Annotated in this window: 22 protein-coding genes; 5 read left to right on the top strand and 17 right to left on the bottom strand. The window is 60.7% G+C overall.

The window, feature by feature from the left end:
* Nucleotides 1-249 precede the first annotated feature (249 nt).
* A complete protein-coding gene (locus AC1DJO_RS02540) occupies nucleotides 250-459 on the bottom strand; it encodes a hypothetical protein (protein WP_477946651.1) in 210 nt (69 codons plus the stop codon).
* 3 nt (nucleotides 460-462) lie between these two features.
* Here AC1DJO_RS02540 and AC1DJO_RS02535 point away from each other — a divergent pair, with 3 nt between their 5' ends.
* Entirely contained in the window at nucleotides 463-1,161 is a 699-nt protein-coding gene (locus tag AC1DJO_RS02535) for a fumarylacetoacetate hydrolase family protein (RefSeq protein ID WP_477968858.1), read from the top strand.
* 8 nt (nucleotides 1,162-1,169) lie between these two features.
* Nucleotides 1,170-1,700 (top strand): gamma carbonic anhydrase family protein, encoded by a 531-nt coding sequence (locus AC1DJO_RS02530; RefSeq protein ID WP_477968856.1) that lies wholly within the window; start codon nucleotides 1,170-1,172, stop codon nucleotides 1,698-1,700.
* On the opposite strand, the gene AC1DJO_RS02525 is transcribed toward AC1DJO_RS02530, so the two are convergent.
* From AC1DJO_RS02525 to AC1DJO_RS02505, 5 genes are all read right to left on the bottom strand, one after another.
* The gene (locus tag AC1DJO_RS02525) at nucleotides 1,701-2,057 is read right to left on the bottom strand and encodes a hypothetical protein (RefSeq protein WP_477968854.1); all 357 of its coding nucleotides are present in this window, start codon (nucleotides 2,055-2,057) and stop codon (nucleotides 1,701-1,703) included.
* A 14-nt stretch (nucleotides 2,058-2,071) separates the two neighbouring features.
* Nucleotides 2,072-2,515 (bottom strand): hypothetical protein, encoded by a 444-nt coding sequence (locus AC1DJO_RS02520; protein WP_477968852.1) that lies wholly within the window; start codon nucleotides 2,513-2,515, stop codon nucleotides 2,072-2,074.
* Nucleotides 2,516-2,621: 106 nt separating this feature from the next.
* Nucleotides 2,622-3,020, bottom strand: coding sequence for a Fur family transcriptional regulator (locus AC1DJO_RS02515; protein ID WP_112387139.1), 399 nt, complete (start codon nucleotides 3,018-3,020; stop codon nucleotides 2,622-2,624).
* A complete protein-coding gene (znuB, locus tag AC1DJO_RS02510; RefSeq protein ID WP_477968850.1) occupies nucleotides 3,017-3,829 on the bottom strand; it encodes a zinc ABC transporter permease subunit ZnuB in 813 nt (270 codons plus the stop codon). The genes AC1DJO_RS02515 and znuB overlap by 4 nt, the downstream gene beginning before the upstream one ends.
* Nucleotides 3,822-4,718 carry an ATP-binding cassette domain-containing protein gene (locus AC1DJO_RS02505; RefSeq protein WP_477968848.1) on the bottom strand — a complete coding sequence of 299 codons (897 nt, stop codon included), beginning with the start codon at nucleotides 4,716-4,718 and terminating at the stop codon, nucleotides 3,822-3,824. Before AC1DJO_RS02505 ends, znuB begins: the two co-directional genes overlap by 8 nt.
* A 101-nt stretch (nucleotides 4,719-4,819) precedes the next feature.
* On the opposite strand from AC1DJO_RS02505, the gene znuA reads away from it, so the two are divergent.
* Together znuA and zigA are read left to right on the top strand one after the other, a co-directional pair.
* Complete coding sequence (znuA, locus tag AC1DJO_RS02500) at nucleotides 4,820-5,824, top strand: zinc ABC transporter substrate-binding protein ZnuA (RefSeq protein WP_112516015.1); 1,005 nt, start codon at nucleotides 4,820-4,822, stop codon at nucleotides 5,822-5,824.
* A 95-nt stretch (nucleotides 5,825-5,919) separates the two neighbouring features.
* Nucleotides 5,920-7,125 (top strand): zinc metallochaperone GTPase ZigA, encoded by a 1,206-nt coding sequence (gene zigA / locus AC1DJO_RS02495; RefSeq protein WP_477968846.1) that lies wholly within the window; start codon nucleotides 5,920-5,922, stop codon nucleotides 7,123-7,125.
* Nucleotides 7,126-7,338: 213 nt separating this feature from the next.
* On the opposite strand, the gene AC1DJO_RS02490 is transcribed toward zigA, so the two are convergent.
* The 10 genes from AC1DJO_RS02490 to AC1DJO_RS02445 form a co-directional block, all read right to left on the bottom strand.
* The gene (locus AC1DJO_RS02490; protein WP_112516013.1) at nucleotides 7,339-7,662 is read right to left on the bottom strand and encodes an RcnB family protein; all 324 of its coding nucleotides are present in this window, start codon (nucleotides 7,660-7,662) and stop codon (nucleotides 7,339-7,341) included.
* A 415-nt stretch (nucleotides 7,663-8,077) separates the two neighbouring features.
* Nucleotides 8,078-9,691 (bottom strand): glycoside hydrolase family 43 protein, encoded by a 1,614-nt coding sequence (locus AC1DJO_RS02485; protein ID WP_477968843.1) that lies wholly within the window; start codon nucleotides 9,689-9,691, stop codon nucleotides 8,078-8,080.
* Between the two features lie 249 nt (nucleotides 9,692-9,940).
* A complete protein-coding gene (gene mgrA, locus AC1DJO_RS02480) occupies nucleotides 9,941-10,972 on the bottom strand; it encodes an L-glyceraldehyde 3-phosphate reductase (RefSeq protein ID WP_477968841.1) in 1,032 nt (343 codons plus the stop codon).
* Nucleotides 10,973-11,057: 85 nt separating this feature from the next.
* Complete coding sequence (locus tag AC1DJO_RS02475) at nucleotides 11,058-12,191, bottom strand: Gfo/Idh/MocA family protein (protein WP_477940013.1); 1,134 nt, start codon at nucleotides 12,189-12,191, stop codon at nucleotides 11,058-11,060.
* Nucleotides 12,192-12,199: 8 nt separating this feature from the next.
* On the bottom strand, nucleotides 12,200-12,961 hold the full coding sequence (locus AC1DJO_RS02470; protein ID WP_477968839.1) for a sugar phosphate isomerase/epimerase family protein: 762 nt from the start codon (nucleotides 12,959-12,961) through the stop codon (nucleotides 12,200-12,202).
* Nucleotides 12,962-12,996: 35 nt separating this feature from the next.
* Complete coding sequence (locus AC1DJO_RS02465) at nucleotides 12,997-15,462, bottom strand: beta-mannosidase (protein ID WP_477968837.1); 2,466 nt, start codon at nucleotides 15,460-15,462, stop codon at nucleotides 12,997-12,999.
* Nucleotides 15,463-15,583: 121 nt separating this feature from the next.
* On the bottom strand, nucleotides 15,584-16,669 hold the full coding sequence (locus AC1DJO_RS02460; RefSeq protein ID WP_477968835.1) for an ABC transporter ATP-binding protein: 1,086 nt from the start codon (nucleotides 16,667-16,669) through the stop codon (nucleotides 15,584-15,586).
* A 2-nt stretch (nucleotides 16,670-16,671) separates the two neighbouring features.
* Nucleotides 16,672-17,616, bottom strand: a complete 945-nt coding sequence (locus tag AC1DJO_RS02455) for a carbohydrate ABC transporter permease (RefSeq protein ID WP_112516123.1) — start codon at nucleotides 17,614-17,616, stop codon at nucleotides 16,672-16,674.
* Entirely contained in the window at nucleotides 17,609-18,514 is a 906-nt protein-coding gene (locus AC1DJO_RS02450; RefSeq protein ID WP_112387126.1) for a carbohydrate ABC transporter permease, read from the bottom strand. Before AC1DJO_RS02450 ends, AC1DJO_RS02455 begins: the two co-directional genes overlap by 8 nt.
* A 196-nt stretch (nucleotides 18,515-18,710) precedes the next feature.
* Nucleotides 18,711-19,943 carry an ABC transporter substrate-binding protein gene (locus AC1DJO_RS02445; RefSeq protein ID WP_112387125.1) on the bottom strand — a complete coding sequence of 411 codons (1,233 nt, stop codon included), beginning with the start codon at nucleotides 19,941-19,943 and terminating at the stop codon, nucleotides 18,711-18,713.
* Nucleotides 19,944-20,399: 456 nt separating this feature from the next.
* On the opposite strand from AC1DJO_RS02445, the gene AC1DJO_RS02440 reads away from it, so the two are divergent.
* The gene (locus tag AC1DJO_RS02440) at nucleotides 20,400-21,449 is read left to right on the top strand and encodes a LacI family transcriptional regulator (RefSeq protein ID WP_477968833.1); all 1,050 of its coding nucleotides are present in this window, start codon (nucleotides 20,400-20,402) and stop codon (nucleotides 21,447-21,449) included.
* 41 nt (nucleotides 21,450-21,490) lie between these two features.
* Here the strand turns inward: AC1DJO_RS02440 and AC1DJO_RS02435 are convergent, their stop codons facing one another.
* Nucleotides 21,491-25,618 carry a putative Ig domain-containing protein gene (locus tag AC1DJO_RS02435; RefSeq protein ID WP_477968831.1) on the bottom strand — a complete coding sequence of 1,376 codons (4,128 nt, stop codon included), beginning with the start codon at nucleotides 25,616-25,618 and terminating at the stop codon, nucleotides 21,491-21,493.
* Nucleotides 25,619-25,851 lie beyond the last annotated feature (233 nt).

The following is a 25,851-nucleotide window of genomic DNA, read 5'->3' as shown; positions in this document are numbered from 1 at the left end:
TGCCGCTCTGCCACCCTTGCGGGAGAGCTACCAATCTGTCCAGTCACCGGCATGCTAATGCCCGAGTACTGCATGACGTGACAGCATTCGGAATAAAAAGCAAGCGGCAATATTGTGGCACGCCCTCCGCGAAGCCCGGAAATACCAAAGATTCAGATAGTTGACCAAATGTGACAACCCACAGATTCGGCTGTCCCATTTCGGGACTCCGTGCCGGAACGGGACCGTTATACAACCTGCAGAGATATATCAGGCCGCAATCAACAGCATCAGATGGGCGATTACAGTTACCATCGATCCGTGGAAGGCGAGCGTCATGCGACGGTACTTGCCGCGGGCGATCGCAATCGCTTTGTTGCCGGTGTTCGCTGCACGGCACGCGACCGATAATCGCGCCCGCGTCCTTTCATTGCCTGCCGCTTTGCGTCTAAGATCGCCGGACACCAACAGCAAGAGCATGCCATGTCATCCGCCATCAACACCGTCATTCCTGTTCCGCAACCCGTTCTCCTGCCGGTCGAAGGCAGCGCCAGTTTCTTTCCGGTGCGCCGCGTCTATTGCGTCGGGCGCAACTATGCGGACCACGCGATCGAGATGGGCCATGATCCGAGCCGCGAGCCGCCCTTCTTCTTCCAGAAGAACCCGGACAATCTTCTGCCCGCCGGCCAGCCCTTCCCCTACCCACCGCTCTCCGAGGACGTGCATTACGAAGCCGAGTGCGTGATCTTCCTGAAGGAAGGCGGCGAGAACATTCCGGTCGAAAAGGCGCTCGCCTGCATCTACGGCTACGCCATCGGCATCGATTTCACCCGCCGCGACCTGCAGGCGGTTGCCAAGAAGATGGGCCGTCCGTGGGAGGTGGCGAAGGCCTTCGAATATTCGGCACCCGTCTCGCCGATCGTCCCCGCCGATGAGCTCGGTCATCCCGAAAGCGGCCGGATCTGGCTCGATCACAACGGCAAGCGCGTCCAGGAAGGCGATTTGAACCAGATGATCTGGAAAGTGCCGGAGATCATCGCCGAACTCTCCAAGCTCTTCATCCTCGCCCCCGGCGACGTCATTATGACCGGCACGCCGGCCGGTGTCGGCGCTGTCAAGAAGGGCGACACGGTCGAGTGCGGCATCGACGGCGTCGCCACCCTCACCGTTACCGTCGGCTGAGGCGCGCCATGCCCGTCTATGCACTTGCAGGATTGAAACCGAGGCTGCCGGCAGACCGCCTCTATTGGATCGCCCCGGATGCCCATGTGATCGGCGACGTCGCGCTCGGCGAAGGCGTTGGCATTTGGTTCGGCGCGGTGCTGCGTGGCGACAATGAGCCGATCACCATCAGCCGCAACACCAATATCCAGGAAGGCGCCATGCTGCACACCGATCCGGGCGCCCCGGTGACGATCGGCGAAGGCTGCACCATCGGACACCACGCCATCGTCCACGGCTGCACAATCGGCGACAATTCATTGATCGGTATGGGCGCGACGGTGCTGAACGGCGCCAAGATCGGCAACAACTGCCTGGTAGGCGCCAATGCGCTGGTCACCGAAGGCAAGGAATTTCCGGACGGTTCGCTGATCGTCGGCTCACCGGCGCGCGCCATCCGCACGCTGGATGAGAAGGCAATCGAGGGACTGAAGCGCTCGGCGGAAAAGTATGTGTCGAACTGGCAGCGGTTTGCGCGGGATTTGCAGCGGCTGGATTGATCAGAACAGAAGAGTGACGCCGGTGACGTTTTTCACCGCCACCTTGATAAGGCCGAACACCGCGGAGAGGATCTTCTGGGCGGCGTTGTAGAGAAGGAATTCGAACTCCTTCAGAGCGCTGTTGAGATTGATCTCAAGCAGATGAAGCGTCAGGTCGGCGTTCTTGTCGCTAATTTCCCCGGCAGCAAGCTGCGCGATGACCTTGGCGGTTTTCTGGGCGATGAATTCAAGCTGGAAGGTCATCTCCTGCTTGATACCGCTCCATTGGTCTTTTGCCTTGAGGATCGCCACCTCGAGGAGCCCTTCGAAAAGCTCCTTGGCAGACCCCGGTGCGAAACTCGCAGTATCGATCGGCATGAACAACCCCCCTATTATTTCAAGGCGCCTTCCATCGTCTTTGGAATGGCGCAGACGTTTCGAACAACGGAAATATTGTCGGCCTCATTAGGCGCCTGGCCGTCGGCCTTGAATGCTGCGCGCGAGGCCTCGATCGCCCGGCGGCAATTATCGATATTATCGACAAGAAGCTGTGCGGCATTGGCCGCCGGACGCCCACGGAGGTAGGCAGGCCGCTTGCCGGCAATGTCCGCAGCCTCCTTCACACCCGCCAAGGCGTCGATGTAATAGGGCTCCACCTTGCCATAGGGCACACGTGAAGGGCTGCTTGCCTCTATAGACGTTTCGATCTTGGTGAGGCTGGCATGCGCGCCGTCCAGCTTCACATAAATCGCCTCATTGTAACTGGGCGCGAAAATGGTACAGCCGCCGAGCAGCAGCGGTAGCGTCAAGCTCATCAGTTTGCGGATAAGACCCATAGGATGCCCTCCATTCACGGACATCCTAGCGCGTGCAAAATCAAATGCAATCTTAAATTACATACAAAATAAAGTACACCAAATAGATGCATTCGATTGCATGACGTCAGGCCGCGCAGCTCTCGCAAACGCCGCGGATCTCGATCGTCGTCTTCTCCGCCTTGAACTTCTTGCTGCGCATCCAGTTCATCAGCTGATGATCGACAGCGTGGTCGTGGAATTCGATGACCTGACCGCAGCTCTCGCAGATGGCGAAGGCGACGGTGCCGTGGCTGTGGCAATTCTCATCCGGATGAGCGCAGACGACGAAGGAGTTGATGCTCTCCAGCCGATGCACGACGCCATACTCCAAAAGCTTCTCCAGCGCCCGGTACACCTGCAACGGCGCCCGGAACCCATGATCGCGCAATTTGTCGAGGATCGTGTAGGCGCTGAGCGGGCCCTCCGCCTTTTCCAGGACATCGAAGACGAGCGCCTGGTTCTTGGTCAGCTGTGGCGTGTTCATGTGCCTTGTCCTTGCGGTTCCTTGCGCCCCAGCCGCGGCAGCAGGCTGAGGATGAAGAGAATGAGGGCTGCGACGACGATCGACGGGCCTGACGGCGTGTCATAGGTGAGCGAGCCGAAGAGACCGCCGACGACGGCAGCGGCGCCGATCAGCGATGCCAGCACCGCCATGATCTCGGGCGTCGGTGAAAAGCGGCGCGCCGCAGCTGCCGGAATGATCAGCAGCGAGGTGATCAGCATGATGCCGACGATCTTCATGGCTATGGCGATGACGACGGCCATCAACAGCATGAAGAACAGCCGCGCCCGCTCGGGCTGCAGGCCTTCGGCTTCGGCAAGCTCCGGATTGACGGTCGAGGCCAGCAGTGGCCGCCAGAGCCAGGCGATCGCCGCGACGACGAACAGCCCACCGACCCAGATCATCGCGATGTCGGTCTTCGATACGGCAAGGATATCGCCGAACAGGAAGGCGATCAGATCGATCCGCACCCAGCTCATGAAGGCGACCATGACAAGGCCGATGGCGAGCGTGGCATGCGAGAGAATGCCGAGCAGCGCATCGGCCGATAGCGCCTGACGCTTCTGCAAAAAGAGCAGCAGGATCGACACCGTGGCGGCAACGCCGAAGACCGCGAGCGTCAGATTGAGCTGAAAGAGCAGCGACAACGCCACCCCGAGCAGCGCCGAATGGGCGATAGTATCGCCGAAATAGGCCATTCGCCGCCAGATGATGAAGCAGCCGAGCGGCCCTGTCGTCAGCGCCAGACCGACGCCGGCGAGAACGGCACGGACGAAGAAATCGTCAAGCATGGCGCTCTCCCGCATGGTGATGGTGATCGTGATCGTGGCCATCATGATCGTGAGCACTATGATCGTGCCCGTCCCCATGATCGTGGTGATGGCCGTCTTCGGGATGGCAGTGATCGGTCACCGAACCGTCCGAATGCAGGACGCGCCCATCGGGCAGATGCGTATGGTCGTGGTGGTGGCTATAGACGGCAAGCGTCTGCGCCGCACGGCTGCCGAACAGCCGCACATATTCGGGGCTCTGGCTAACGGCCTGCGGCGTACCGCGGCAGCAGACATGGCCGTTCAGGCAGATCACAGTATCGGTCTCGGCCATCACGACATGCAGGTCATGGGAAATCAGCAGAATGCCGCAGCCGGTTTCGTTACGGATCTGCTTGATCAGATCGTAGAGCGCGATCTCGCCGGAAAAATCGACGCCCTGCACAGGCTCGTCGAGAACCAGCAGATCGGGCTTGCGGGCAATGGCGCGCGCCATCAAGGCGCGCTGGAATTCGCCGCCGGAGAGATGCTGAACTTCGGCGTTCAGCATATGCGCCATGCCGGCAGACTCGAGCGCGGCCATCATTTCCTTTTCGGCGAGCGGGCCGGTTAACGTCATCAGCCGGCGCACAGTCAGCGGCAGTGTCCAATCGACGGCAAGCTTCTGCGGCACATAGCCGACCTTCAGTCCAGGCAGCCGTTCGACGCTGCCCTCGTCAGGCTTGAGCACGCCGATAGCAGTCTTGGCACTTGTCGATTTTCCGGAGCCGTTCGGCCCGATCAGCGTCACGATCTCGCCGCGCGAAACGGAAAAATCGACGCCGCGCACCAGCCAGCGGCCATTGCGGCGGATACCGGCATTATTGAGGGAAACCAGTGGCTTCACCCCGGAATTGGCGGGAGATAACATCATTTTTCCTGATGTGCTGTTGCGTCCTGCTATCGCACACGTTATAGCATTACGCAATTGATGTAATAACATAACAAACGCAATTCAAGCGGAGCGTGCACATGAAACTGGCTGCCGGCCTCTCCCTCGCCCTTCCGGCTCTGATGCTGGCAGGAACAGCCAAGGCTGCCGATGCGCCTGTTGTCGTCACCTCGATCAAGCCCATTCATTCACTGGTCGCCTCGATCATGCAGGGCGTCGGCACGCCTGAGCTGATCGTCGATGGCGCCGCCTCCCCGCATACCTACAATCTGAAACCATCCAACGCGCGGGCGCTGCAGGATGCAAAGGTGATCTTCTGGGTCGGCGCCGGGCTGGAAGCATTTCTCCAGAAGCCTCTGGAGGCGCTGGGCAGTGATGCCAGTATTGCTGAACTCGACAATGCGCCCGGCCTCACTAAGCTGAAATTCCGCGAAGGCGGCGCCTTCGAGCCGCATGATGACGGCGACGAGGCCGAAGGCCACGATCATGACCACGATCACCAGGCTGCGGAGGCCACCGGTCACGATGGCGGGCACGACAATGACCACGATCACGGGCATGGCGAATTCGACACGCATCTCTGGCTAGACCCGATGAACGCCAAGGCGATGGCCGCCGAAATCACCACCACGCTGGTCGCCGCCGACCCGGCGAACGCGTTGACCTACCAGGCAAATGCCAAGACGCTCGATGACAAGCTCGATGCACTCGACAAGGAACTGGCGGCGACAGTCGCTCCGGTCAAGGACAAGCCTTTCATCGTCTTCCACGACGCCTACCAGTATTTCGAACATCGCTACGGCATCAAGGTGGCCGGATCGATCACCGTCAGCCCCGAAACCATTCCCGGCGCCGAGCGAGTGTCCGAGATCCACCAGAAGGTCGGCGAACTCGGCGCCACCTGCGTCTTCGCCGAACCGCAATTCGAACCGCGCCTCGTCGATGTCGTCATCGAAGGCACCAAGGCCAAATCGGGCGTGCTCGATCCGGAAGCTGCAACGCTGAAGGCCGGCCCCGATCTCTATTTCACCCTGATGCGCGGCATCGCCGCCAGCATGAAGGATTGCCTCAGCCGCGATAGCTGAGCGCATTCGAGCACCGGCCAGAGAAGGCGAGCGCTTCTGCTCGCCTTTTTTAGGTCATCATATGTAATGGTATAACATTTATAATGGAGATATCCATGGACGGCAGACTTCCGGTCACGGTTCTCTCGGGCTTTCTCGGCGCGGGCAAGACGACGCTTCTCAATCATGTCCTCTCCAACCGGCAGGGCATGCGGGTGGCGGTCATCGTCAACGATATGAGCGAGGTCAATATCGACGCCGCGCTGATCCGTGACGGCGGCGCCAATCTTTCGCGCACCGAGGAGCAGTTGGTCGAAATGACCAATGGCTGCATCTGCTGCACCCTTCGCGACGATCTACTGAGCGAAGTCCGTAAGCTCGCCGCCCAAGGCCGGTTCGACTATCTGTTGATCGAATCGACCGGCATCGCCGAACCCCTACCCGTCGCCACCACCTTCGAGTTCCGCGACGAGAAGGGTGAGAGCCTCTCCGATATCGCCCGGCTGGATACGATGGTCACTGTGGTTGATGCCGCAAATCTCCTGGCCGACTATGGCTCGACCGATTTCCTGGCCGACCGCGGTGAAACGGCGGGCGATGGCGACAACAGGACGATCGTCGATCTTCTCGTCGAACAGATCGAATTCGCCGACGTCGTCGTGCTGAACAAGAGCGCGACGGCAACACCAGAACAACGCCACGCCGCCCGCACCATCATCACCGGGCTGAACCCGGACGCGCGGCTGATCGAAACCGATTTCGGCCGCGTGGACCTTGGCGACGTCCTCGGCACCGGCCGCTTCGATATCGACAAGGCCGAGACCCATCCCCTCTGGTACAAAGAGCTCCACGGCTTCCGCGATCATGTGCCGGAGACTGAGGAGTATGGTATCCGCTCCTTCGTCTATCGCGAGAAGCGTCCCTTTCATCCCGCCAGGCTGCAGGCCTTTCTCGATCAACCGTGGCCGGGCGTGGTGCGTGCCAAGGGCTTCTTTTGGCTGGCCACCCGGCCTCACTATGTCGGGGAGATCAGCCAGGCTGGCGCGATCGTGCGGACCGGCAAGATGGGATTGTGGTGGGCAGCCGTGCCGAACGAACAATGGCCCCGCGATCCGGGCTTCACGGCAGCACTCGCGCCCTATCTTGACCCGATCTGGGGCGATCGGCGTCAGGAGATCGTCTTCATCGGCGCCGATCCGATGGACGAGGCGGCGATCCGCGCCAGCCTCGATGCATGTCTTGTCGAAGCCGACGATTTCACACCGCACCAATGGCGCCACCTGCCGGATCCCTTCGCCAGCTGGGCGCTGCGTGCTGCATGACCGCAAGGCCGATCAAGCCGTTCCGCTGCGTCTGCGAGGAATGCGAACCGCTGCCGCCGATCCCCGGCCTCAGCACTCCGGAAGAAGAGAAGAGCAAGCCAGCAGCGCTTGGAGCGGCACTCCTCACTGCCGCTATCTGGCGCCGTCCATCCGGCACCAGGAACAAATGAAAAGGGCGGCATCGCTGCCGCCCTCCTCATGGATCCCGGCTGCTTAGCGGCCGGAAATGATGCTGGAGATGATGCCGCTTGCCACGCCAACCAGCAGGAAGTCGTTATCGACCTTCACCCAATGGTAGCCACGCGGCGGAGCCGACAGGCGGTAGCGGCGGTAGTCGCGAACGTCAGACATGCGGCGGCGTTCCGCAGCGCTGACGCGGTGACCCTTGGTCCAGCGGTACTTCTTGACGATGACCTGCTTGTGCACGTCCCGCTCGACGACACCGGGGCGGCGGTAATCGTTGGCGCTGGCTTCCGAAGCAACGATCGGCGACAGCAGGAAGGAGGCGGAGAGCAGAGCGGCGAAGATCTTTTTCATTGGGGTTTCCTCGTGTTGAACACGCCCCGAAATTACGTCTGTAAAGATGAACCGAATCTGAAACTTAAATTAAACTTTCGTAATCAAATCTGCATGATAAAGGGAGAAGTTTATAATTTAGTTTTATCTTATTAGCGATTATTACCTTGCATCTCTGGTGGCCAACCTCGTCCTTAGAGGCCCCTGCGGGGCACCTCAGGATGAGGTTGGAGTGGATGTTTTCGCCAGGACCAGGATCAAGGATCTGAGCCACCTGCAAATCCATCAGCGACCAAACCACTCGAAAGCCATCAACCTAGACCGCCCGCAAAGCCATCAACAACCAAGCCCGCAAACGACCAGCCCTCATCCTGAGGTGCCCCGCAAGGGGCCTCGAAGGACGAGGGCGGGTGCAGGGCGGGTGGCCGACACTCCCTCACAACTCCTCGTAATTAAACCAATCGAAATCAGCCATCTTCGCCCTGCCCGACGTGTCGAAGGCAAACACACCGGCAAAGGCACCGGTAAACGAGCCATGCTCGCCGCGCCCACCCTCGTCGGAAACCACACCGGCATCGAGTTCCGGGCCAAGCGGCTGCCAGGCACCCATCCCTTCCGTCTGCCAGAAGAACTGCAACCCGTTCTCGCGGATTTCCATAGATAGCTGCACGCGCCCTGCCGGCAGCAATGCGGCACCGCTTCCCGCCGGAAATGTCATGCGGCCATTCGGATAGTCGCCATCGCAGGAGAAGATCGTCACGCAACGACCAAGCTTCTCGTGCAGCGTCACGACGGCAGCGTGGAATTTGTGACGATTGTAGTAGTGCGTCAGGCCAGCCACCTGCTGATAGGTATCCGGCTGAAACTCCACGACCGTCTCGGCGCGAAAACTGTGGTGCTCTTGGCGGCGCGCCACCAGAGCCTGCTCGAACCACGAGCCGATGCTCTCGCGGCCGATCAGCCGGAGATGGCCGGGGCGGTCCGTGAGATTGAAGATGCGCTGCGGCTCCGGCGTGCGCAACCATTGGAAATCGGCAGGCAGCTTTCCACCGTCGAAACTGTATTCGGTGCGAACCGGCTTTTCGGCGAGCGTCGCGCCATTGAGGCCGGGAACCTCGACATCGGGCACCACGGTGCCGTTGTCGAGATAGAGCCAGCCGTCATCCTTCCAGACGCATTTCTGCAGCGCCGTTTCGCGCCCCAGCGTGCAGCGCCGCTTCGGCGGCATCGGCCGGCCGCAGAGATGCGTGTGATAAACCTGACCATCCGGCGTCTCGACATATTGCCCGTGCCCTGCCCGCTGCAGCACCGCGCCCGGCTGGTCCTTGGAGGTGATCAGATGCATGTTCGGATGCATCTCGTAGGGACCATCGATGTTGCGCGAGCGCGCCATGGTCACCGCATGGTCGTAGCCGGTGCCGCCCTCGGCAGTCGTCAGATAATAGTAGCCGTTCTTCCGGAAGAGATGCGGTCCCTCAACGAGCCCCAGCGGGCTGCCGGCAAAAATGTTCTTGATCGGACCGACAAGCTCGCGCGTTTTCGGATCCCATTCCTGCAGCAGGATGCCGTCGAAGGCAGGCGATTTCGGCGCCCCGCCATAGCTCTCGGTACGATGGTTCCACTGCATGTTGACGAACCATTTGCGGCCATCCTCGTCGTGGAAGAGCGACGGATCGAAGCCCGAAGAATTGACATAAATGGGCTCGGACCATTCGCCCTCAATCGTCGGCGACGTCACGATGTAATTATGCGCATCCTTGAAATTGCCGTCGAAACGCTTGACGTCGGTATAAACAAGCCAGAACAGCCCATCCGCATAGGAAAGACACGGCGCCCAGACGCCGCAGCTGTCGGGGTTGCCGCGCATGTCGAGCTGCGACTTGCGCTCCAGCGGACGCTTCACCAGCGTCCAGTTCACCAGATCGCGGGAATGATGGATCTGTACGCCCGGATACCATTCGAAGGTCGAGGTCGCGATGTAATAATCCTCGCCGACACGGCAGATCGATGGATCCGGATTGAAACCGGGCAGAATGGGATTGCGGATCATGGCGGCTCCTCCGAAATTTGCGGTACGTACGTCAGTATAATAAGAGGTACGGGCGACGTTTCCCCAACTCCCTCATTCCTGTGCTCGTCACAGGAATCCAGCCGGCCCAAGTCCTTGGGCCGGGAAGAGTCTATTCGTCGCGCAGACGCGCGACGGCTGGATCTCTGTGACATCCCGTGGGCGCAGCCCTAAGGGCACAGAGATGAGGAAGCGAGGGATTAGCCCCCAAACTCCCCCAATCGCCCTGCCCTAGTCCAACTCGGCCGACTTGGCCCACAGATTGATATCCGCTTCCTTGGCATAGACATCGATCTGCTTCAGCTCTTCGGCTGTGAACTCCAGATTATCCAGCGCCTTGACGCAATCGACGATCTGCGACGAGCGGCTGGCGCCGATCAGCGCCGAGGTCACGCGGTCGCCGCGCAGCACCCAGGCGATCGCCATCTGCGCCAGCGTCTGGCCGCGCTTTTCGGCGATCTCGTTGAGCTTCCTGATGTTGTCGATGATCGAAGGACGGATGAAATCCTTCTTCAGGAAGTGGTTCTGCGCCGCACGGCTGTCCTGAGGAATGCCGCCGAGATATTTGGTCGTCAGCATGCCCTGTGCCAGCGGCGAGAAAACGATCGAGCCCATGCCGGTTTCATCCAGCGCGTCGAGCAGCTTGTCGTCCTCGACCCAGCGGTTGAGCATCGAATAGCTCGGCTGATGGATCAGGCAGGGCGTACCGAGATCTTTGAGGATCTTCGCCGCTTCGCGGGTGCGCTGCGAATTGTAGGACGAGATCCCGACATAGAGCGCACGTCCCGAGCGGACGATGTGATCGAGCGCACCGCAGGTTTCTTCCAGCGGGGTCTCCGGGTCGAAGCGGTGAGAATAGAAGATATCGACATAGTCGAGGCCCATGCGCTTCAGGCTCTGGTCGCAGGAAGCGATCAGATACTTGCGGCTGCCCCACTCGCCATAAGGACCGGGCCACATGTCGTAACCGGCCTTCGACGAGATGATCAGTTCGTCGCGCAGGCCGGCGAAATCGGTGCGCAGAATTTCGCCGAATGCGAGCTCGGCGCTGCCGGGAGGCGGGCCGTAATTGTTGGCGAGGTCGAAATGGGTGATGCCGAGATCGAAGGCCGTGCGGCACATATCGACCTTGCGGTCATGCGGGGTATCGCCGCCGAAATTGTGCCAGAGGCCGAGAGAGACGGCTGGCAGCTTCAGGCCCGAACGGCCCGTGCGGTTGTACTTCATCTTCGAATAACGGTCGGAAGCCGGTTGCCAGCTCATAATTCTATTCCTTTAAGAAAATCGCGCGGGCAGATTTTGCCCGCGCGGGACAATAGTCGTTTGAAGCCTTACTTCAAGAGCGGCCTTACCGGAGCAGCGCCTGCGCTTCCTCGATGCCGAGGGCGGCCGGCTGGGTGCAGGTCGTCGTCAGTTCGATGAACCGGCCCTCTTCGCCCGACTTCAGGATCGAGGTCATGACATCGACGCCGTGCAGCGTGCGATCGAGCGAGCAGCGCGCGTCCCGCCCCTCGATGATCGCCATCGCCATGTCGGCGAGACCAGCCGTGCGGTAGTTGGCGCGCGGTCCCTGCGGGCTCTCCTGGTTGAAGATGCCGAAAGGATGTTCCCAGCCTTCAACCGGTTTGATGTCCTTGTCCTTGCCGCTCGCCTCGACGACGCCGCCGAAGAAGTTCGGGTCCGGCACGTAGATCGAGCCCTCGGTGCCGTAGAGCTCCATGTTGGCATGACGGTGCGACCAGACATCCCAGCTCGCCGTCAGCGTCACGGTGGCGCCGCTGACGAATTCGAGGATCGCCTGGATCGTCGTCGGGGTCTTCACCGGGATAACTTCGCCGTTGCGCGGGGCGCTGGTGATGGTGCGGGTTTCCGATGCCATGGATGTCATGGCGCCGACGCGCTTCACCGGTCCGATCAGGTTGATCAGGTTGGCGATGTAGTAAGGGCCGAGATCGAGGATCGGGCCGCCGCCCGGCAGGAAGAAGAAGTCCGGGTTCGGATGCCACATCTCCATGCCGGGGCTCATGACATAGCAGGCGCCCGACGTGATGCGGCCGACGCCACCTTCATCGATATATTTGCGGGCAAGCTGATGCGCGCCGCCGAGGAAGGTATCCGGTGCGCAACCGACCGACAGGTTCTTCGCCTTGGCGATGCGGCGAAGCTCTTCGCCCTGCTCAAGCGTCAGAACCAGCGGCTTTTCCGAATAGACATGCTTGCCGGCTTCGAGGATCGACTTCGACACCGGGAAATGCGCGTCGGGGATCGTCAGGTTGACGACAACGTCGATCTCGTCGTTCTTAAGCAGCTCCTCGATCGTCTGCGCCTTGACGCCGTATTCGGCGGCGCGGGCTTCGGCGGCCTGCATGTTGATATCGGCGCAGGCAAGGACCTTCAGGCCCTTGAACAGCGGCGACAGCGAGAAGTAGGTGGTGGAGATGTTGCCGCATCCGATGATGCCGACGCCAAGTTCCTTGGTCATGATAAGCCTCAATAGGTCTTGTAGGATGCGATCGAGCGGGTGATCAGGCGGTCGATATCAGCCGGATTGTCATGTTCGACGACGAAATGCTTGGCCTTGGTGCCCTTGAGAGCAGCGATCAGCTTTGCCCAGGGCAGCGTGCCGTGACCGACATCGGCCCACCCGTCTTCGTTCTTGTTTTCGCCTGCAGGTGCGATGTCCTTGACGTGAACCGCCGTGATCCGCGAGCCGAGCTTTTCGATCCAGGCGAAGGGATCGGCACCGCCCCGGACGACCCAGGCGATATCGGCTTCCCAGGAAATATCAGGCGCGCCTTCGAAGATGCGCTCGATCGGCAGCGAGCCGTCGGCGAGCTTGACGAATTCGAAGTCGTGGTTATGCCAGCCGAACTCGTAACCTGCATCCTTGAAGGGCTTAGCCATCTCATGCAGGCGCTTGCCGAATGTCAGCCAGCCTGCACCATCCGTTGGACGCTGTTCAGCCGCCAGATGCGGCGCATAGATCGAATCCATGCCTAGCGTCTTCGCGATGTTGAGCGACTTCTTGACTTCGCCGTCGAGGAAATCGGGGCTGAAATGGCCGGTCGCCATCGTCAGACCGTTCTTGTCGAGTTCGGCGCGCAGGCTCTTCAGGCCGGCATCGTCGAGATCGGCATAGATGCCGCCGAAGCCTTCGACTTCCTGGTAACCGGCCTTGCCGAGCTTTTCGAAGATCGCCGAATAGGGCTGGAAGTTGCGCGCGCTGTAAAGCTGGAAGCTGAGTTTCGTCATAGTATCCTCCTCGGGCCTCGTGCCCATCTTTCAAATCATTCTGCCGATTGGCAGGAATGCAGATCATAGAAACGGAAGTCCGGCAGCTTGCCCTTCTCGAGCGGGTTTGCCGGGGTGAAGGTGATGCGGCGGGTCTCACCGGCCGCCAGATCGAAGGCGTTGTCGGAATATTTTCCGTCCTCGTCCGTCTCGATCATCACGAAGAGTGCCAGTCCCTTCGCGGTGACATTGAGGCAGACGGAACCGTCCTCTTCCAGATATTCGTGGGTCACCTGCAAGCCGGCGGGTTCGAGCTCCAGCGCCTTGTAGGTGCCGTGGACATAATGCCCCTCGCCGCCCATGCCGTTCGACGCCGTGAAGCGCCAGGCAAGCAGCGTCCCGTCTGGAACGTCGGACAGGTCGATCGAGGCAGCAGTGACCGCCGCATCCGGCGTGCAGATCGCCTGCACATCCCTGAGATGCTTGCGTTCGCCCTTCATCGTCAGGATCGAGATCGAGAGATCGACGCTGACTTCATCGAGCGTATCGTTGACCAGCGAGAAACGGATCGCCTTGCCGTCGTCATTGGGGATTGCGGCGACCGCCACCGGCTGGAAGAAACGCTTGACGAGATAGTGCATCGCCTTCCAGCGGCCGCCGTAGTCGAGGCTCGACCACGAGGCGACCGGCCAGGTGTCGTTGAGCTGCCAGTAGATCGTGCCCATGCAATGCGGCTTCAGCGACCGCCAGTATTCCACCGCCGTCTTGATCGCCAGGCCCTGCTGGATCTGGCTGAGATAGACGAAATTCGGGAAATCCTTCGGGAAGCGGAAATAGCGGAACATCGTGCCGGCAATCCGCTCGTTGCCGCCGGCATTCTTCTGGTGCAGCTCCATCACCGGCGATGCGACGTTCATGTCCTTCGCATCCGCATAGGTCTTGATGACTGTCAGCGACGTATAGGACTGGAAACCGAATTCAGAGCAGAAGCGCGGCCGCACCGTGCGGTAATTGTCGAACGACTTGTTCTCGTGCCAGACCGACCAGTAGTGCATGTCGCCGGAGCCATCGGCATGCCAGGCGTCGCCGAAATCGAGATAGCCGGAAGCCGGGCTGGACGGCCACCACAGCGCGCCCGGAAGCGCCTTCTTCACCGACTGTTCGATGGTCCGGTTCAGCCGGTCGTAGGAGACGAGATACCGGTCGCGATCCTTCTTGGACTCATCGAACCAGGTGAGCGCGCCCACCAGCTCGTTGTCGCCGCACCAGAGCGCGATCGACGGATGCGACGACAGCCGCTTGACCTGGTAATCGACCTCGACGGCGACGTTATCGAGAAAGTCTTCGGTCGAGGGATAGAGGTTGCAGGCGAACATGAAGTCTTGCCAGACCATCAGTCCCAGCCGGTCACAGAGATCGTAGAAATAGTCCTGCTCGTAGAAACCGCCCCCCCAGACGCGGATCATGTTCATGTTGGCGGCTTTGGCTGATTGCAGCAGGTCTTCGGTCTTCTCTGGTGAAGACCGCGAAAACAGCGCATCTGCCGGGATCCAGTTGGCGCCACGGCAGAAGATCTCGCGGCCATTCACCTTGAAGGCAAAGCGGCTGCCAGCGGCGTCGGGCGTGGTGATCAGTTCGATGGTGCGAATGCCGATCTGCTTCGTCACCACGTCCGAAGGCAGGTCAACGGTCAGCTCGTAGAGCGCCTGCTCGCCGCTGCCCGCCGGCCACCAGAGCTTCGGCTTGTCGATCTGGAAGACGTGATTGACGACAGTCTCGCCGCCGCTGACGCCGACATCGAGGCGCACACGCTCGCCATCCAGCGCAAAATGAACGGGAACGATGCCCGGGTTCTTGGAATGGAGCGTGGCCGTCACCAACACCTCGACGCTGCCATCGAGATTGTGCGTCTGGCGCGTCGTCACCTGTTCAATGCGCGCCGTCTCCAGCTTCCGCAGCGCGATGGTGCCGTAGAGGCCGAGCGGTGCGATCGCGATGTTCCAGTCCCAGCCGAAATGGCATTGCGGCTTGCGCAGCAGGTTGCCGTTGGCGATCGGCGAGTTGCCAGGATGGTACGGGATGTAGAACGGTTGCTTGCCCTGCCGGTCGGCGCCCTCGGCGATGCTCGACTTGAAGACGATGCGGATGGTGTTGTCACCGGCCTTCAGCATCGACGAAACATCCGGCCGGTAGCGGCGGAAGCAGTTGTCGGCAGACAGCGCCAGGAAGCCGTTGACGAAGACCGAGGCCACCGTATCGAGATAATCGATATGCAGATACCAGTCGCCCTCCGTCTCCTTCAGCTTGAAGCTGCGCTCGATCGCCCATTCCTGGTGCGCCACCCACTGGATCGTCTCTTCGTTGCGGCCGAAATACGGATCCGGGATGAGCTTGGCGGCATGGAGCGCGGAATGCACATCGCCGGGGATTGCGATCGTGCTTTTGATTTCGCCATCGGCGGAGGCCAGCTGCCAGCTGCCCGCGAGATCGATGGAGGAACCGTTCTTCGGCAAGGACGTCATGATAGTACCCGATCAGGCCGCCTTGGGGGATGCCGGACGAACCGGACCGCGGCCGAATTTGGACGGCCGGAGGGCCGCTATTGAAGATCAGGCGGAGCCATCGCCCCGCCTGTATTGCGATTTAGATACGGTCTTCGCTGGCGGCGTCAAACAGCGATGCAAGCGACATATCGAAGCTGAGCTTGACCGGCGTGCCCGGGGCAAAGCGGCGCGAACCGGCGATGCGCACAGACATCGTATGACCGGCATGTTTCAGCCACAGCAGGTTGTCAGCGCCCATCGGCTCCTCGATATCGACCGTCGCCTCGTGCACCTCGGCGCCGATATTCTCGTTCACCTTGATATGCTCGGGACGGACGCCAAGAACCACCTTGCGGCCGGGCTGCAGCACCTGCTCGGTCTGATAGCCATCGAGCGAGAAGGTCACGCCGTTGGAGACGAAGGCCGTCTTGCCACCGGCATTTGTGAGATCGCCGTGCAGGAAATTCATCGACGGCGAGCCGATGAAGCCCGCGACGAAGAGATTGCGCGGCTTGTTGTAGATCGTCGTCGGATCGGCAAGCTGCTGGATGATGCCGCTCTTCATGATGGCGATACGATCGGCGAGCGTCAGCGCCTCGATCTGGTCATGGGTGACGTAGATCATCGTGTTCTTCAGCGACTGGTGCAGCCGCTTGATTTCGACGCGCAGTTCCGAGCGCAGCTTCGCATCGAGGTTCGAGAGCGGCTCGTCGAACAGGAAGACATCGACATCGCGCACCAGCGCACGGCCGATCGCCACACGCTGACGCTGGCCGCCGGAAAGCTCCGCCGGCTTGCGCTTCAGAAGCGGCTGGATCTGCAGGATCTCGGAAGCACGGGCAACGCGCTTGTCGATCTCGGCCTGCGGGATCTTTGCGACCTTGAGGCCGAAGGACAGGTTTTTCTCGACCGTCATCTGCGGATAGAGCGCGTAGGACTGGAACACCATGCCGATGCCGCGGTCCTTGGGCTCTTCCCAGGTGACGTTCTTGCCCTTGATGTAGATCTGCCCTTCGGACGCGTCGAGCAGCCCGGCGATGCAGTTCAACAGCGTGGACTTGCCGCAGCCCGATGAGCCCAGCAGAACCAGGAACTCGCCGTCGTTGATCTCGAGGTTCAGGTCCTTGAGGACGCTGACGGCACCGAAATTCAGCGACAGATCTTTGATGGAAACGCTTGTGTTCATGATCAACCTTTCACTGCGCCAGCGGCGATACCGCGGACGAAGAGACGCCCGGACACGAAGTAGACGATAAGCGGCACCAGACCCGTCAGGATCGTTGCGGCCATGTTGACGTTGTATTCCTTCACACCCTGCACGGAATTAACGATGTTGTTCAGCTGAACCGTCATCGGATAGGTGTCCGGGCGGGTGAAGACGACGCCGAAGAGGAAGTCGTTCCAGATGCCGGTGACCTGCAGGATCATCGCCACGACGAAGATCGGCAGCGACATCGGCACCATGATGCGCAGGAAGATCTGCCAGAAGCCCGCACCATCGACGCGCGCCGCCTTGAAGAGTTCCTGCGGCAGCGACACGAAGTAGTTGCGGAACAAGAGCGTCAGGATCGGCATGCCGAAGATCGAATGGACGATGACGAGGCCCGTCAGGCTGCCATAGAGGCCGATTTCGCGCAGCACGATAACGATCGGATAGATCATCACCTGATAGGGAATGAAGGCGCCGATGATCAGGATCGAGAAGAACAGTTCCGATCCCTTGAAGCGCCAGTTGGCGAGCGCATAGCCATTGACCGAGGCAATGGCGATCGAGATCACCACCGACGGAACGGTGATGCGCACCGAATTCCAGAAGCCGCGCGAAAGGCCGTCGCAGTTGAGACCCGTGCACGCCTCCGCCCAGGCCTTCACCCAGGGTTCGAAGGTGATCTCCATCGGCGGCGAGAAGATGTTGCCCATGCGGATTTCGGGCATGCCCTTCAGCGAGGTGACGACCATCACATAGAGCGGCAGCAGGTAATAGAGCGCTGCGATCGTCAGCGTGCCGTAGAGCATGATGTTGCGGCCCGACAGCATCGGCTTCGGCCGCGGCCCGCTCGGCCCGGCGCCGAGCTTCGGCTTGACGGCATCGATGCCGGCAGCAGTGGTGTTGAGGGTTCCTGTATCAGCCACGCTTGCGCCCTCCACCGAATTCCAGATAGGCCCAGGGAACGATGATGATCGCGACCGTGATCAGCATCATGGTCGATGCGGCAAAGCCCTGACCGAGGTTCTGCGCCTGGAACATGTAGTCGTAGACATATTTTGCAGGCACTTCCGACGAGATGCCCGGACCGCCCGAGGTCTGCGCCACCACGAGGTCGTAGACCTTGACGATACCGGACGCGATGATGACGAGCGTGGTGATGAAAACGGGGCGCATCATCGGGATGACGATGAAGAGATAGGTCTTCCACATCGGGATGCCGTCGACACGCGAGGCCTTCCAGATGTCTTCGTCGATGCCGCGAAGACCCGCCAGCATCAGGCACATGACCAGCCCCGTGCCCTGCCAGAGGGCGGCGATCAGGATGCCGTAGATGACGATCTCGGGCGTATAGAGCGGATTGAAGGTGAAGCTCGTCCATCCCATCGAACGCACCACGGACTGCACGCCGAAATCGGGGTTCAGGACCCATTGCCAGACGAGACCGGTGACGATGAAGGACAGCGCGAAAGGATAGAGGAAAATGGTGCGGAAGGTGTTTTCGAAACGGATCTTCTGATCCATCAGCGCCGCCAGCACGAAGCCGATCACCAGCGAGAAGATCAGCGAGAGAATGCCGTAGACGGCAAGATTCTCGATCGCCGTCACCCAGCGCGGCGCGGCCCAGAGCCGCTCATATTGATCGAAGCCGACGAAGCTCATGCGCGGCAGAAGCTTCGAATTGGTGAAGGAATAGAATACGGTCCAGACCGTGCCGCCGAGGAAGATAACCACCGCGGTCAGGATCATGGGAATGGATGCAATCTTCGCATTCAGATTGCGCAGTAATTGATTTGGCCGGCCTGCTCGCGCTTGACCCGTCATTGTGGCTCCTCCTGAAATCGCAATCGCGTTTCGTGATCCGGAATGGAAGGCGGCCCGCGGGCGACCTTCCAATCGTCTCCATCTCAGCGCCGCCCTCTCAAGGACGCGTGAGACCTACCCCGCCCGCAGATCCCGAAGATCAGTGCAGATCCGGCCCTGGAAAGCAGGGCCGGACCGCAAGGGCAGATATACGGGATCAGTCAGCGGAGCCGATGATGCCGGCGAAGCGCTTCTGCGCGTCCTCGACAGTCATCGCAGTCGAGAAGAACTCGGAGAAGAGGTCTTCCTTCTGCTTCTGGCTGTCCGCCGAAAGCAGCTGGTCGGTCCATTCGACGACATTGCCCTTTGCAAGGATGTCGAGACCCTTCTTCATGCAGTCGTTGGCAGCGCCGAGATCAACGTCACCACGAACCGGCAGCGAACCCTTCTTCAGGTTGAAGGCAACCTGGGTCTTGGGGTCGAGCAGCGTCTTGGCGAGAACGGCCTGCGCCTTGGACTTTTCTTCGTCCTTCAGCAGCGGGAAGTAGAAGGCATCACCACCCGTTGCGATCATGTCGGTCACGCCGAGGCCCGGAAGGCAGGTATAGTCCACACCGGCCTTCTGGCCAGCGAGCTGGAATTCACCCTGCGCCCAGTCACCCATGATCTGACCGCCGGCCTTGCCGGTGATGACCATGTTGGTTGCCTGGTTCCAATCCTGAACGTTGGTGCCCTTGGACATCTTGCGGGCGTCGTCTGCAGCCTTGAAGACCTTGGCGATCTCGGGGCCAGCGGCAACTTCCGCATCCTTGTCCTTGTAGACCTTGTAGAACGTGTCCTTGCCGGCGAGAGCCAGCAGCAGAACGTCGAATGCGCCTGCGGACTGCCATGCCTGACCGCCGACGGCGAGCGGCACGATACCTGCCTTTTCAAGAGCCGGCGCAGCAGCGACCAATTCATCCCAGTTCTTCGGCACTTCCACGCCGGCCTTCTTGAAGGCGGCATTCGAGAGCCACAGCCACTGCCAGGAGTGGATGTTCACCGGAGCGCAATAGATCTTGCCGTCGATGGTGCAGGAATCGAGCAGGTTCGACGGACGGACGATGTCCTTCCAGTGTTCTGCGGTGGCGACATCGGTCAGGTCGCGCATCAGGCCGGCCTGGACGAGTTCTTCAGCCTGACGGCCGTGGTTGAACTGCGTGGCGCCCATCGGATCGCCACCGGTGATGCGGCTGATCATGATCGGACGAGCGGTACCGCCGGAACCTGCAATGGCACCGTCGACCCACTTGTTGCCGGTGGCGTCGAATGCCTTGGCGAGTTCTGCGACAGCCGCAGCTTCGCCGCCCGAGGTCCACCAATGGGTGACTTCGAGATCGGTCGCCTGCGCGGCGCTAAACGGAATGATGACCGAAGCGGCAAGCATGGCCGCGAACGAACGGATATTCATGAGTTCTCCTCCCTCACTGAAACGTTGCCGGAAAAACTTAGTGCAATCGATTTTTTGACGCAACAGCCTGCACGTAAAATTTTCTTTAGCGCCTGCGATTGCTACCCATACCTGTCAAAAAGCCAGGAAACGTGCATCTATGGCGCCAACTTGTGCGGTCAATACCGCAGCGCACTTCATGACATAAATCATTGTTATAGCTTATATATTTACAATAACTCTCAGAAAAATCCAATTACGGTCCTTCGCAGCCGCAAAAAATCTGTGCCATTTCCATCGATTCAACCTATGCGTCTATCTCTGCCACATAGGCATCAAAAAGTGCTCGACTTTTCTACTGTATCGTTACAGATTTTATGACTTAGGGAGGAGCGGCTTTTCGATGCGGATGCGCTTACGGCGCGTTCAAAAAGCATCTATAAGCAGACGCAAATCGCGTGAGGGTAGCTTAGACCTATGGAAAACAAGGGAAATTTCGCAGGGGCGGCGACGGTCCAGCGCGAGCGTCCGACGCTGAAGACGATTGCCTTCATGACCGGTCTTGGCATCACCACCGTCTCGCGCGCCCTGAAAGACGCACCGGATATCGGCGCTGAAACCAAGGAGCGGGTGCGCATGGTGGCGCGCCAGCTCGGGTACCAGCCGAACCGCGCCGGCGTCCGCCTTCGCACTGGCAAGACTAACGTTATCGCGCTGGTTCTGTCGATCGACGAGGAGATCATGGGCTTTTCAAGCCAGATGGTCTTCGGCATCTCGGAAGTGCTGACCGGAACGCCCTACCACATCGTCGTCACGCCGCATTCCCACAGCCGCGATCCGATGGCGCCGGTGCGCTATATTCTCGATACCGGCTCGGCGGATGGCGTCATCATCTCGCGCATCGAACCGGATGACGCACGCGTGCGCCTGCTCGCCGAGCAGAACATTCCCTTCGCGACCCACGGCCGCACCGATGCCGGCCTCGTTCATCCCTACCACGACTTCGACAACGAGGCCTTCGCCCACGACGCCGTCAAGCGGCTGGTCGAGCGCGGCCGCAAGCACATCGCGCTGCTGCAGCCGCCGAGCAAGCTTACGTACTACACCCACACGCGGATCGGCTTCCAGACCGGCCTGCACGACTACGGCGCCGAGGAAGTGCCGCTCAGGGTCAATATCGATGCGCCGCTCGACGAGATCAGGAATGCTGTGGAGACGATGATGCGCTCGCCTGGCGCACCTGATGGGATCGTCTGTTCCGCCGGAAGCGCTGCCATCGCCGTCAACGCCGGGATCGAGGCCGCGGGTAAGCGCCTCGGCAAGGATGTCGACATGGTCTCGAAGGAATCCGCCCCGATCCTCAACTGGATCCGTCCCGAGATCATCACCGCCTACGAAGACGTCCGCCACGCCGGCCGCGAAATGGCCAAGGCCGTCATCGCCCGCATCGACGGCATCGAACCGGAACTGCTGCAGAGCGTCAGCAAACCGGTGTGGCCGGATGGGCGGCGCCGAGCAGACTGGTAGCCTGACGGCAAGTCCGCCTGGATGGAAGGCACAAAACGGTTCTAGAACCGTTTTGCCGCCCCTACCCTGGCACCGGCCGATGTCTCACCGTCGCCCTCCACATTCAGGAGCAGGCTGGCATCGATCATCCACAGATCGACGGTCTGGATAGACAGGCCGGCCGTGAGCGACCCGAATGCGCCCGATCCGTCCAAACCCGAGAATCCGGCTGTCAGGCCGAGCTTCGGCGTCAGCACCGAACCGCTTTCAACCGTAAACGACCGGGCAATCTCCGCCCCGAGGCTGAGACGGAACTGTTCTTCGTCGAAGCCATCGATCGCGATCATATCGCCGGCGCCGTTGCTGACGGCGTAATCCTCGATCTTTTCGGAGAAGTATACAGCCCGCAGCTTTGGCGTCAGGATGGTGTCGTCATCGATCGCCCATTGCCCCTCGATCGAGGTATCAGCCATCCAGCGCGTCGTATCGAACGTGCCGTCCCAGAAATCCGTATCGATCTCGTTGGACGATCCGCCATAAAGCAGGCTGGTGTTCCAGAACACGTTCTTGCCGATTTCGAAGGAGGCATACGGACCCGCCAGCCAGCCGTTTCCGGTCAGCTCCGCATCGGCATCCGTCGGATCGGTCATACGGTCGTAATGCAGGGAGAAGCCGAGCAGCGCCTTGTCGGAGAGCAGGTAATCCGCTCCCAGGTTGATCATGGCGAAGCTTCCCCACTTTCCGTCATCGGTGGCGCTGTCCCTGTGTGTCAGAAATGCGCCGTCGATCCAGATGTTGAAAGGTGAAAGATCGGCATTTTTACCGTCCGCCGGCGTGCTGCCCGCCGCTTCCATTTGCGCGAGACTGGTCGAGAATCCGACTGTCAGTCCGTTCTCAGACGGCATCATGCGTGCGGTCACAGGATTGCTTTCCTGCCCCATCTGGCGGCGCTCAAGAAGACCCGGCACCTTGATGGTCGAGGAAATCATGTTCTGGCGGCTTTGGACGAAGTCGTGGACCAGATGGTCGATGCTTTCTGCGACCTGGCCTGCAGCGTAGTTGAGGTTGTAGGTCACGGTACCGGTATTTGAATTGCCGAGCGCACTGGTAAGCCGGAAGCCCACTCGAACCTGACCCGAATATGCAGGGTTCGGTGTGAACTGAAGGTACCAGCCGACAGGCGCGAACGATCCCGCTTGCGCCAATTGGCCCTGAATGATCGCCGTGCTGCCGGCATTGGCCGGTTCGACAAAGGTAATGTCAGCTGATGTAAACGGACCGCCCGTCGCCCCGCGGTTGAGATAGACGTCAGGCGGCGAGGAACCAGCCGCTACATTCACCACCTTGTCGGTCACCGAGATATCCTGTGCCTTGACCTTCAGCGTGTAGGCGGCGGTGGCAGTCGCATGGTGGCTGTCCTCCACCTGAATCGTGAAGCTATAGTCTCCTTCGGTATTCGCATGCAGCGGACCGGACAGTGCGCCAGTCGAAATGTTCAGGATCAGGCCGGGCGGCATGGTTCCCGAGTAACTGTAGGTCAACGGCGCCGTCCCGCCGGTGGCGCTGACCGCCTGGCTGTAGTCTTCGCCGGCCATCGCCTCCGGCAGCGCTCCGGCGGCGGGCGTGAAGACAAAATTCGCGCTACCGGCTGCGTTCACCTGCAGCGAATAGGTTGCTGTGCCCGTCGCGCCGTTTGAATCCGTTGCGGTGATGGTGAAGCTGGAGTTTTCGTCTGCTGTCGGTGTGCCGGAGATCGTGCCATCTGTGGCAAGCGACAGACCGGAAGGCAGGGAACCTGCGGTAACGGCGTAGTCGTAGGGAGCGCCGCCACCCGAGGCGGCAATAGTCTTGTTATAAGCGATTCCGACCGTGCCTGTTGTCAATGCGCCGGCAGCTGGCGCGAAAGTGAACGTCGGCGCCGTCACCGTGATGGTCACCGTTGCCGCTGACGATGTGCCGGCAGGATTGGTCGCCGTATAGGTGAAGCTGTCAGTGCCCGAATAGCCGGCAAGAGGCGTATAGGTGATCGCCGTACCAGAAACCGTCGCCGTGCCACGCGTACCCGTCAAGTCGACAGCAACCGAAACAGGCGCGCCGCCGGTGATATCGAGCGTGATCGGATTGGCTGATGAATTCGCCGCCACCGTCGCCGAAACCCCCTTGGCGAAGGGAGCTTGGGCGCCGATGACAAGCGAATAGGATACCGTGCCCGTCGCGCCGTGTGTATCCGTTGCGGTGATGGTGAAGCTGGCGTTTTCGTCAGCTGTCGGCGTGCCGGAGATCGTGCCATCTGTGGCAAGCGACAGACCGGCAGGCAGCGAGCCGGCTGTGACGGTATAAGTATAGGAAATACCGCCACCCGAGGCGACGATCGTCGTGCTGTAAGCGGTTCCGGCCGTGCCTGCCGTCAACGCACCGGCAACCGGCGCGAAAGTAAACGTCGGCGCCGTCACCGTAATGCTGACCGTTGCCGGTGGCGATGTGCCGGCGGGATTGGTCGCAGTATAGGTGAAGCTGTCGCCACCCGAATAGCCAGCAGCGGGTGTATAGGTGATTGCCGTGCCGGAAGCCGTCGCCGTGCCGTGGCTTGCCGCCGAGGCGACCGCAACCGAAGCAGGCGTGCCGCCGCTGATCGCGAGCGTGATCGGATTGGCGGACGAATTCGCCGCAACTGTCGCCGATGCCAAACCGGCGACCGGCTTGGTCAATGCGGCTGCCGGCGTGACGGCAGCGGTCGCAGCCGAAGCAGTCCCTGCCCCCATGCTGTTGCTTGCCGTCACCGTGAACGTGTAGGCCGTGCCGTTGCTCAGGCCGGTGACAGTGATAGGGCTCGCTGCCCCCGTCGCCGTCACATTGCCAGGGCTCGACGTTACCGTATAACCGGTGATCGGCGCGCCGCCGTTGCTCGCCGGCGCAGTGAACGAAATCGTCGCCTGCTCGTCGCCCGCAGTCGCCGAACCAATCACCGGAGCGGTGGGAACAACGGCGCTGACTGAGAAGCTCTGGGAAACCGTAGGCGCAGCAAGATAGACGCCGTCGCCCGTCTGGTCGGCATCGATCGTGCAGGTCCCGGTCGAGATGAAGGTCAGCACCCCGCCGCTGGAGATCGTGCAGATACCGGCCGTCGAAGACGTGAACGTCACTGCCAGTGTCGAGGACGAACTCGCCGTGAGCGTCGGCGAGGTGTCGAAGTTCCGCGTGCCCGGGTTGCTGAAAGTGATCGTCTGAGTGCCCTTCGGCGTCACCGAGTTGGACGCTGCTGACGCCACGCCCGCTCCAACGCTGTTGGTCGCCGTGACATAGAAGGTATAGGCCGTTCCATTGGCCAGACCCGAGACTGTGACCGGGCTGGCAGAGCCGGTTGCGGTGATGCTGCCAGGGTTCGATGTGACGGTATAGCCGGTGATCGTTGCGCCACCATTCGACGCGGGCGCCGTGAAGGTAACCGAGGCCTCCTGATTCCCCGCCGTGGCGGTTCCAACCGTCGGCGCGCCGGGCACCTGTTGAACCGTATGCACGCCACCGGAGGTGTAGCCGGCACCGGGAGTATTGCCGGCACCATCTTTGAGCGCCGCGCCGGACACCAGATCGAGACGAACAGTCCCGGAGCCAGACGTAACCCCGACGGTAACGGTAGCGTTTTGTCCGGAGGCTATAACGTCGCTGATCGCAGAAACCACCGAGCCTGTTGTCGTCAGCTCGAATGCGGACGCGTCGACGCCTGTAACAGATTCCGAGAAGTTCACGGTGAACGTCAGAGTTCCCGCGTTCGGTTCCGGAGTTCCATTCAATGTGATCGAGGACACCGCCGGGCGCACGCCGTCGACAAGAATGCCGGCCGTGGATGCTACACTGTTCAACGTCAGAATAGCGTTCGCGCCGCCGTTGGTAACGGTGCCGCCATTGAGCGACAGCGCGCCGATCGCGATGCCGCTCGGCGCCAGATCCCCTGCAGCGACGACATACCGGAATATCAAATCCGTCGTGCCGCTACCGGAGACGTAGCTTGCCTGCCGCGCGGCCGCTCCGACCGTCAAACTCACTTGCGGCGTTCCCGTCACGCTGACGGCGCTGCTGAATTTAACAGTAAAGTCCACAGCCGCGCCAATGGCGTAGCTGCCATCTGCCGAAACACCAACGCCGGTAACCGCGGCGGCCGCGGCGGCCGAGACGCAATGTACTGAGACCATAAGGCCGCCAGAATTCACACCATTCGCGTAGACCAGATGCAGCCCGTCGCTCGTCAAATCCGCGCCGGATACCGTCGTTGAACTATTCCCTTTGTCATACAGCCCGTTTTGATAGGAAACGTACCAATCCGAAAGATCGGTTTTATAAGCAGTAAAATAATTGTTGGAGGTAGGTGCGCTATCTGAGATCGAGAATGATACCTGGTCCGTAGACAGGAAATCAGACGCCGGAT

Source organism: Rhizobium sp. 05N430, assembly GCF_056396985.1.
The sequence above is the reverse complement of the archived record's forward strand: the minus strand, read 5'-3'. Positions and strand labels throughout refer to the sequence as shown.

Bases quoted from the DNA above. Each gene is read 5' to 3' on its own strand.
- AC1DJO_RS02540 (WP_477946651.1), bottom strand. From the start codon at position 459: ATGCTCTTGCTGTTGGTGTCCGGCGATCTTAGACGCAAAGCGGCAGGC.
- AC1DJO_RS02535 (WP_477968858.1), top strand. From the start codon at position 463: ATGTCATCCGCCATCAACACCGTCATTCCTGTTCCGCAACCCGTTCTC.
- AC1DJO_RS02530 (WP_477968856.1), top strand. From the start codon at position 1,170: ATGCCCGTCTATGCACTTGCAGGATTGAAACCGAGGCTGCCGGCAGAC.
- AC1DJO_RS02525 (WP_477968854.1), bottom strand. From the start codon at position 2,057: ATGCCGATCGATACTGCGAGTTTCGCACCGGGGTCTGCCAAGGAGCTT.
- AC1DJO_RS02520 (WP_477968852.1), bottom strand. From the start codon at position 2,515: ATGGGTCTTATCCGCAAACTGATGAGCTTGACGCTACCGCTGCTGCTC.
- AC1DJO_RS02515 (WP_112387139.1), bottom strand. From the start codon at position 3,020: ATGAACACGCCACAGCTGACCAAGAACCAGGCGCTCGTCTTCGATGTC.
- znuB (WP_477968850.1), bottom strand. From the start codon at position 3,829: ATGCTTGACGATTTCTTCGTCCGTGCCGTTCTCGCCGGCGTCGGTCTG.
- AC1DJO_RS02505 (WP_477968848.1), bottom strand. From the start codon at position 4,718: ATGTTATCTCCCGCCAATTCCGGGGTGAAGCCACTGGTTTCCCTCAAT.
- znuA (WP_112516015.1), top strand. From the start codon at position 4,820: ATGAAACTGGCTGCCGGCCTCTCCCTCGCCCTTCCGGCTCTGATGCTG.
- zigA (WP_477968846.1), top strand. From the start codon at position 5,920: ATGGACGGCAGACTTCCGGTCACGGTTCTCTCGGGCTTTCTCGGCGCG.
- AC1DJO_RS02490 (WP_112516013.1), bottom strand. From the start codon at position 7,662: ATGAAAAAGATCTTCGCCGCTCTGCTCTCCGCCTCCTTCCTGCTGTCG.
- AC1DJO_RS02485 (WP_477968843.1), bottom strand. From the start codon at position 9,691: ATGATCCGCAATCCCATTCTGCCCGGTTTCAATCCGGATCCATCGATC.
- mgrA (WP_477968841.1), bottom strand. From the start codon at position 10,972: ATGAGCTGGCAACCGGCTTCCGACCGTTATTCGAAGATGAAGTACAAC.
- AC1DJO_RS02475 (WP_477940013.1), bottom strand. From the start codon at position 12,191: ATGACCAAGGAACTTGGCGTCGGCATCATCGGATGCGGCAACATCTCC.
- AC1DJO_RS02470 (WP_477968839.1), bottom strand. From the start codon at position 12,961: ATGACGAAACTCAGCTTCCAGCTTTACAGCGCGCGCAACTTCCAGCCC.
- AC1DJO_RS02465 (WP_477968837.1), bottom strand. From the start codon at position 15,462: ATGACGTCCTTGCCGAAGAACGGTTCCTCCATCGATCTCGCGGGCAGC.
- AC1DJO_RS02460 (WP_477968835.1), bottom strand. From the start codon at position 16,669: ATGAACACAAGCGTTTCCATCAAAGATCTGTCGCTGAATTTCGGTGCC.
- AC1DJO_RS02450 (WP_112387126.1), bottom strand. From the start codon at position 18,514: ATGACGGGTCAAGCGCGAGCAGGCCGGCCAAATCAATTACTGCGCAAT.
- AC1DJO_RS02445 (WP_112387125.1), bottom strand. From the start codon at position 19,943: ATGAATATCCGTTCGTTCGCGGCCATGCTTGCCGCTTCGGTCATCATT.
- AC1DJO_RS02440 (WP_477968833.1), top strand. From the start codon at position 20,400: ATGGAAAACAAGGGAAATTTCGCAGGGGCGGCGACGGTCCAGCGCGAG.
- AC1DJO_RS02435 (WP_477968831.1), bottom strand. From the start codon at position 25,618: ATGGTCTCAGTACATTGCGTCTCGGCCGCCGCGGCCGCCGCGGTTACC.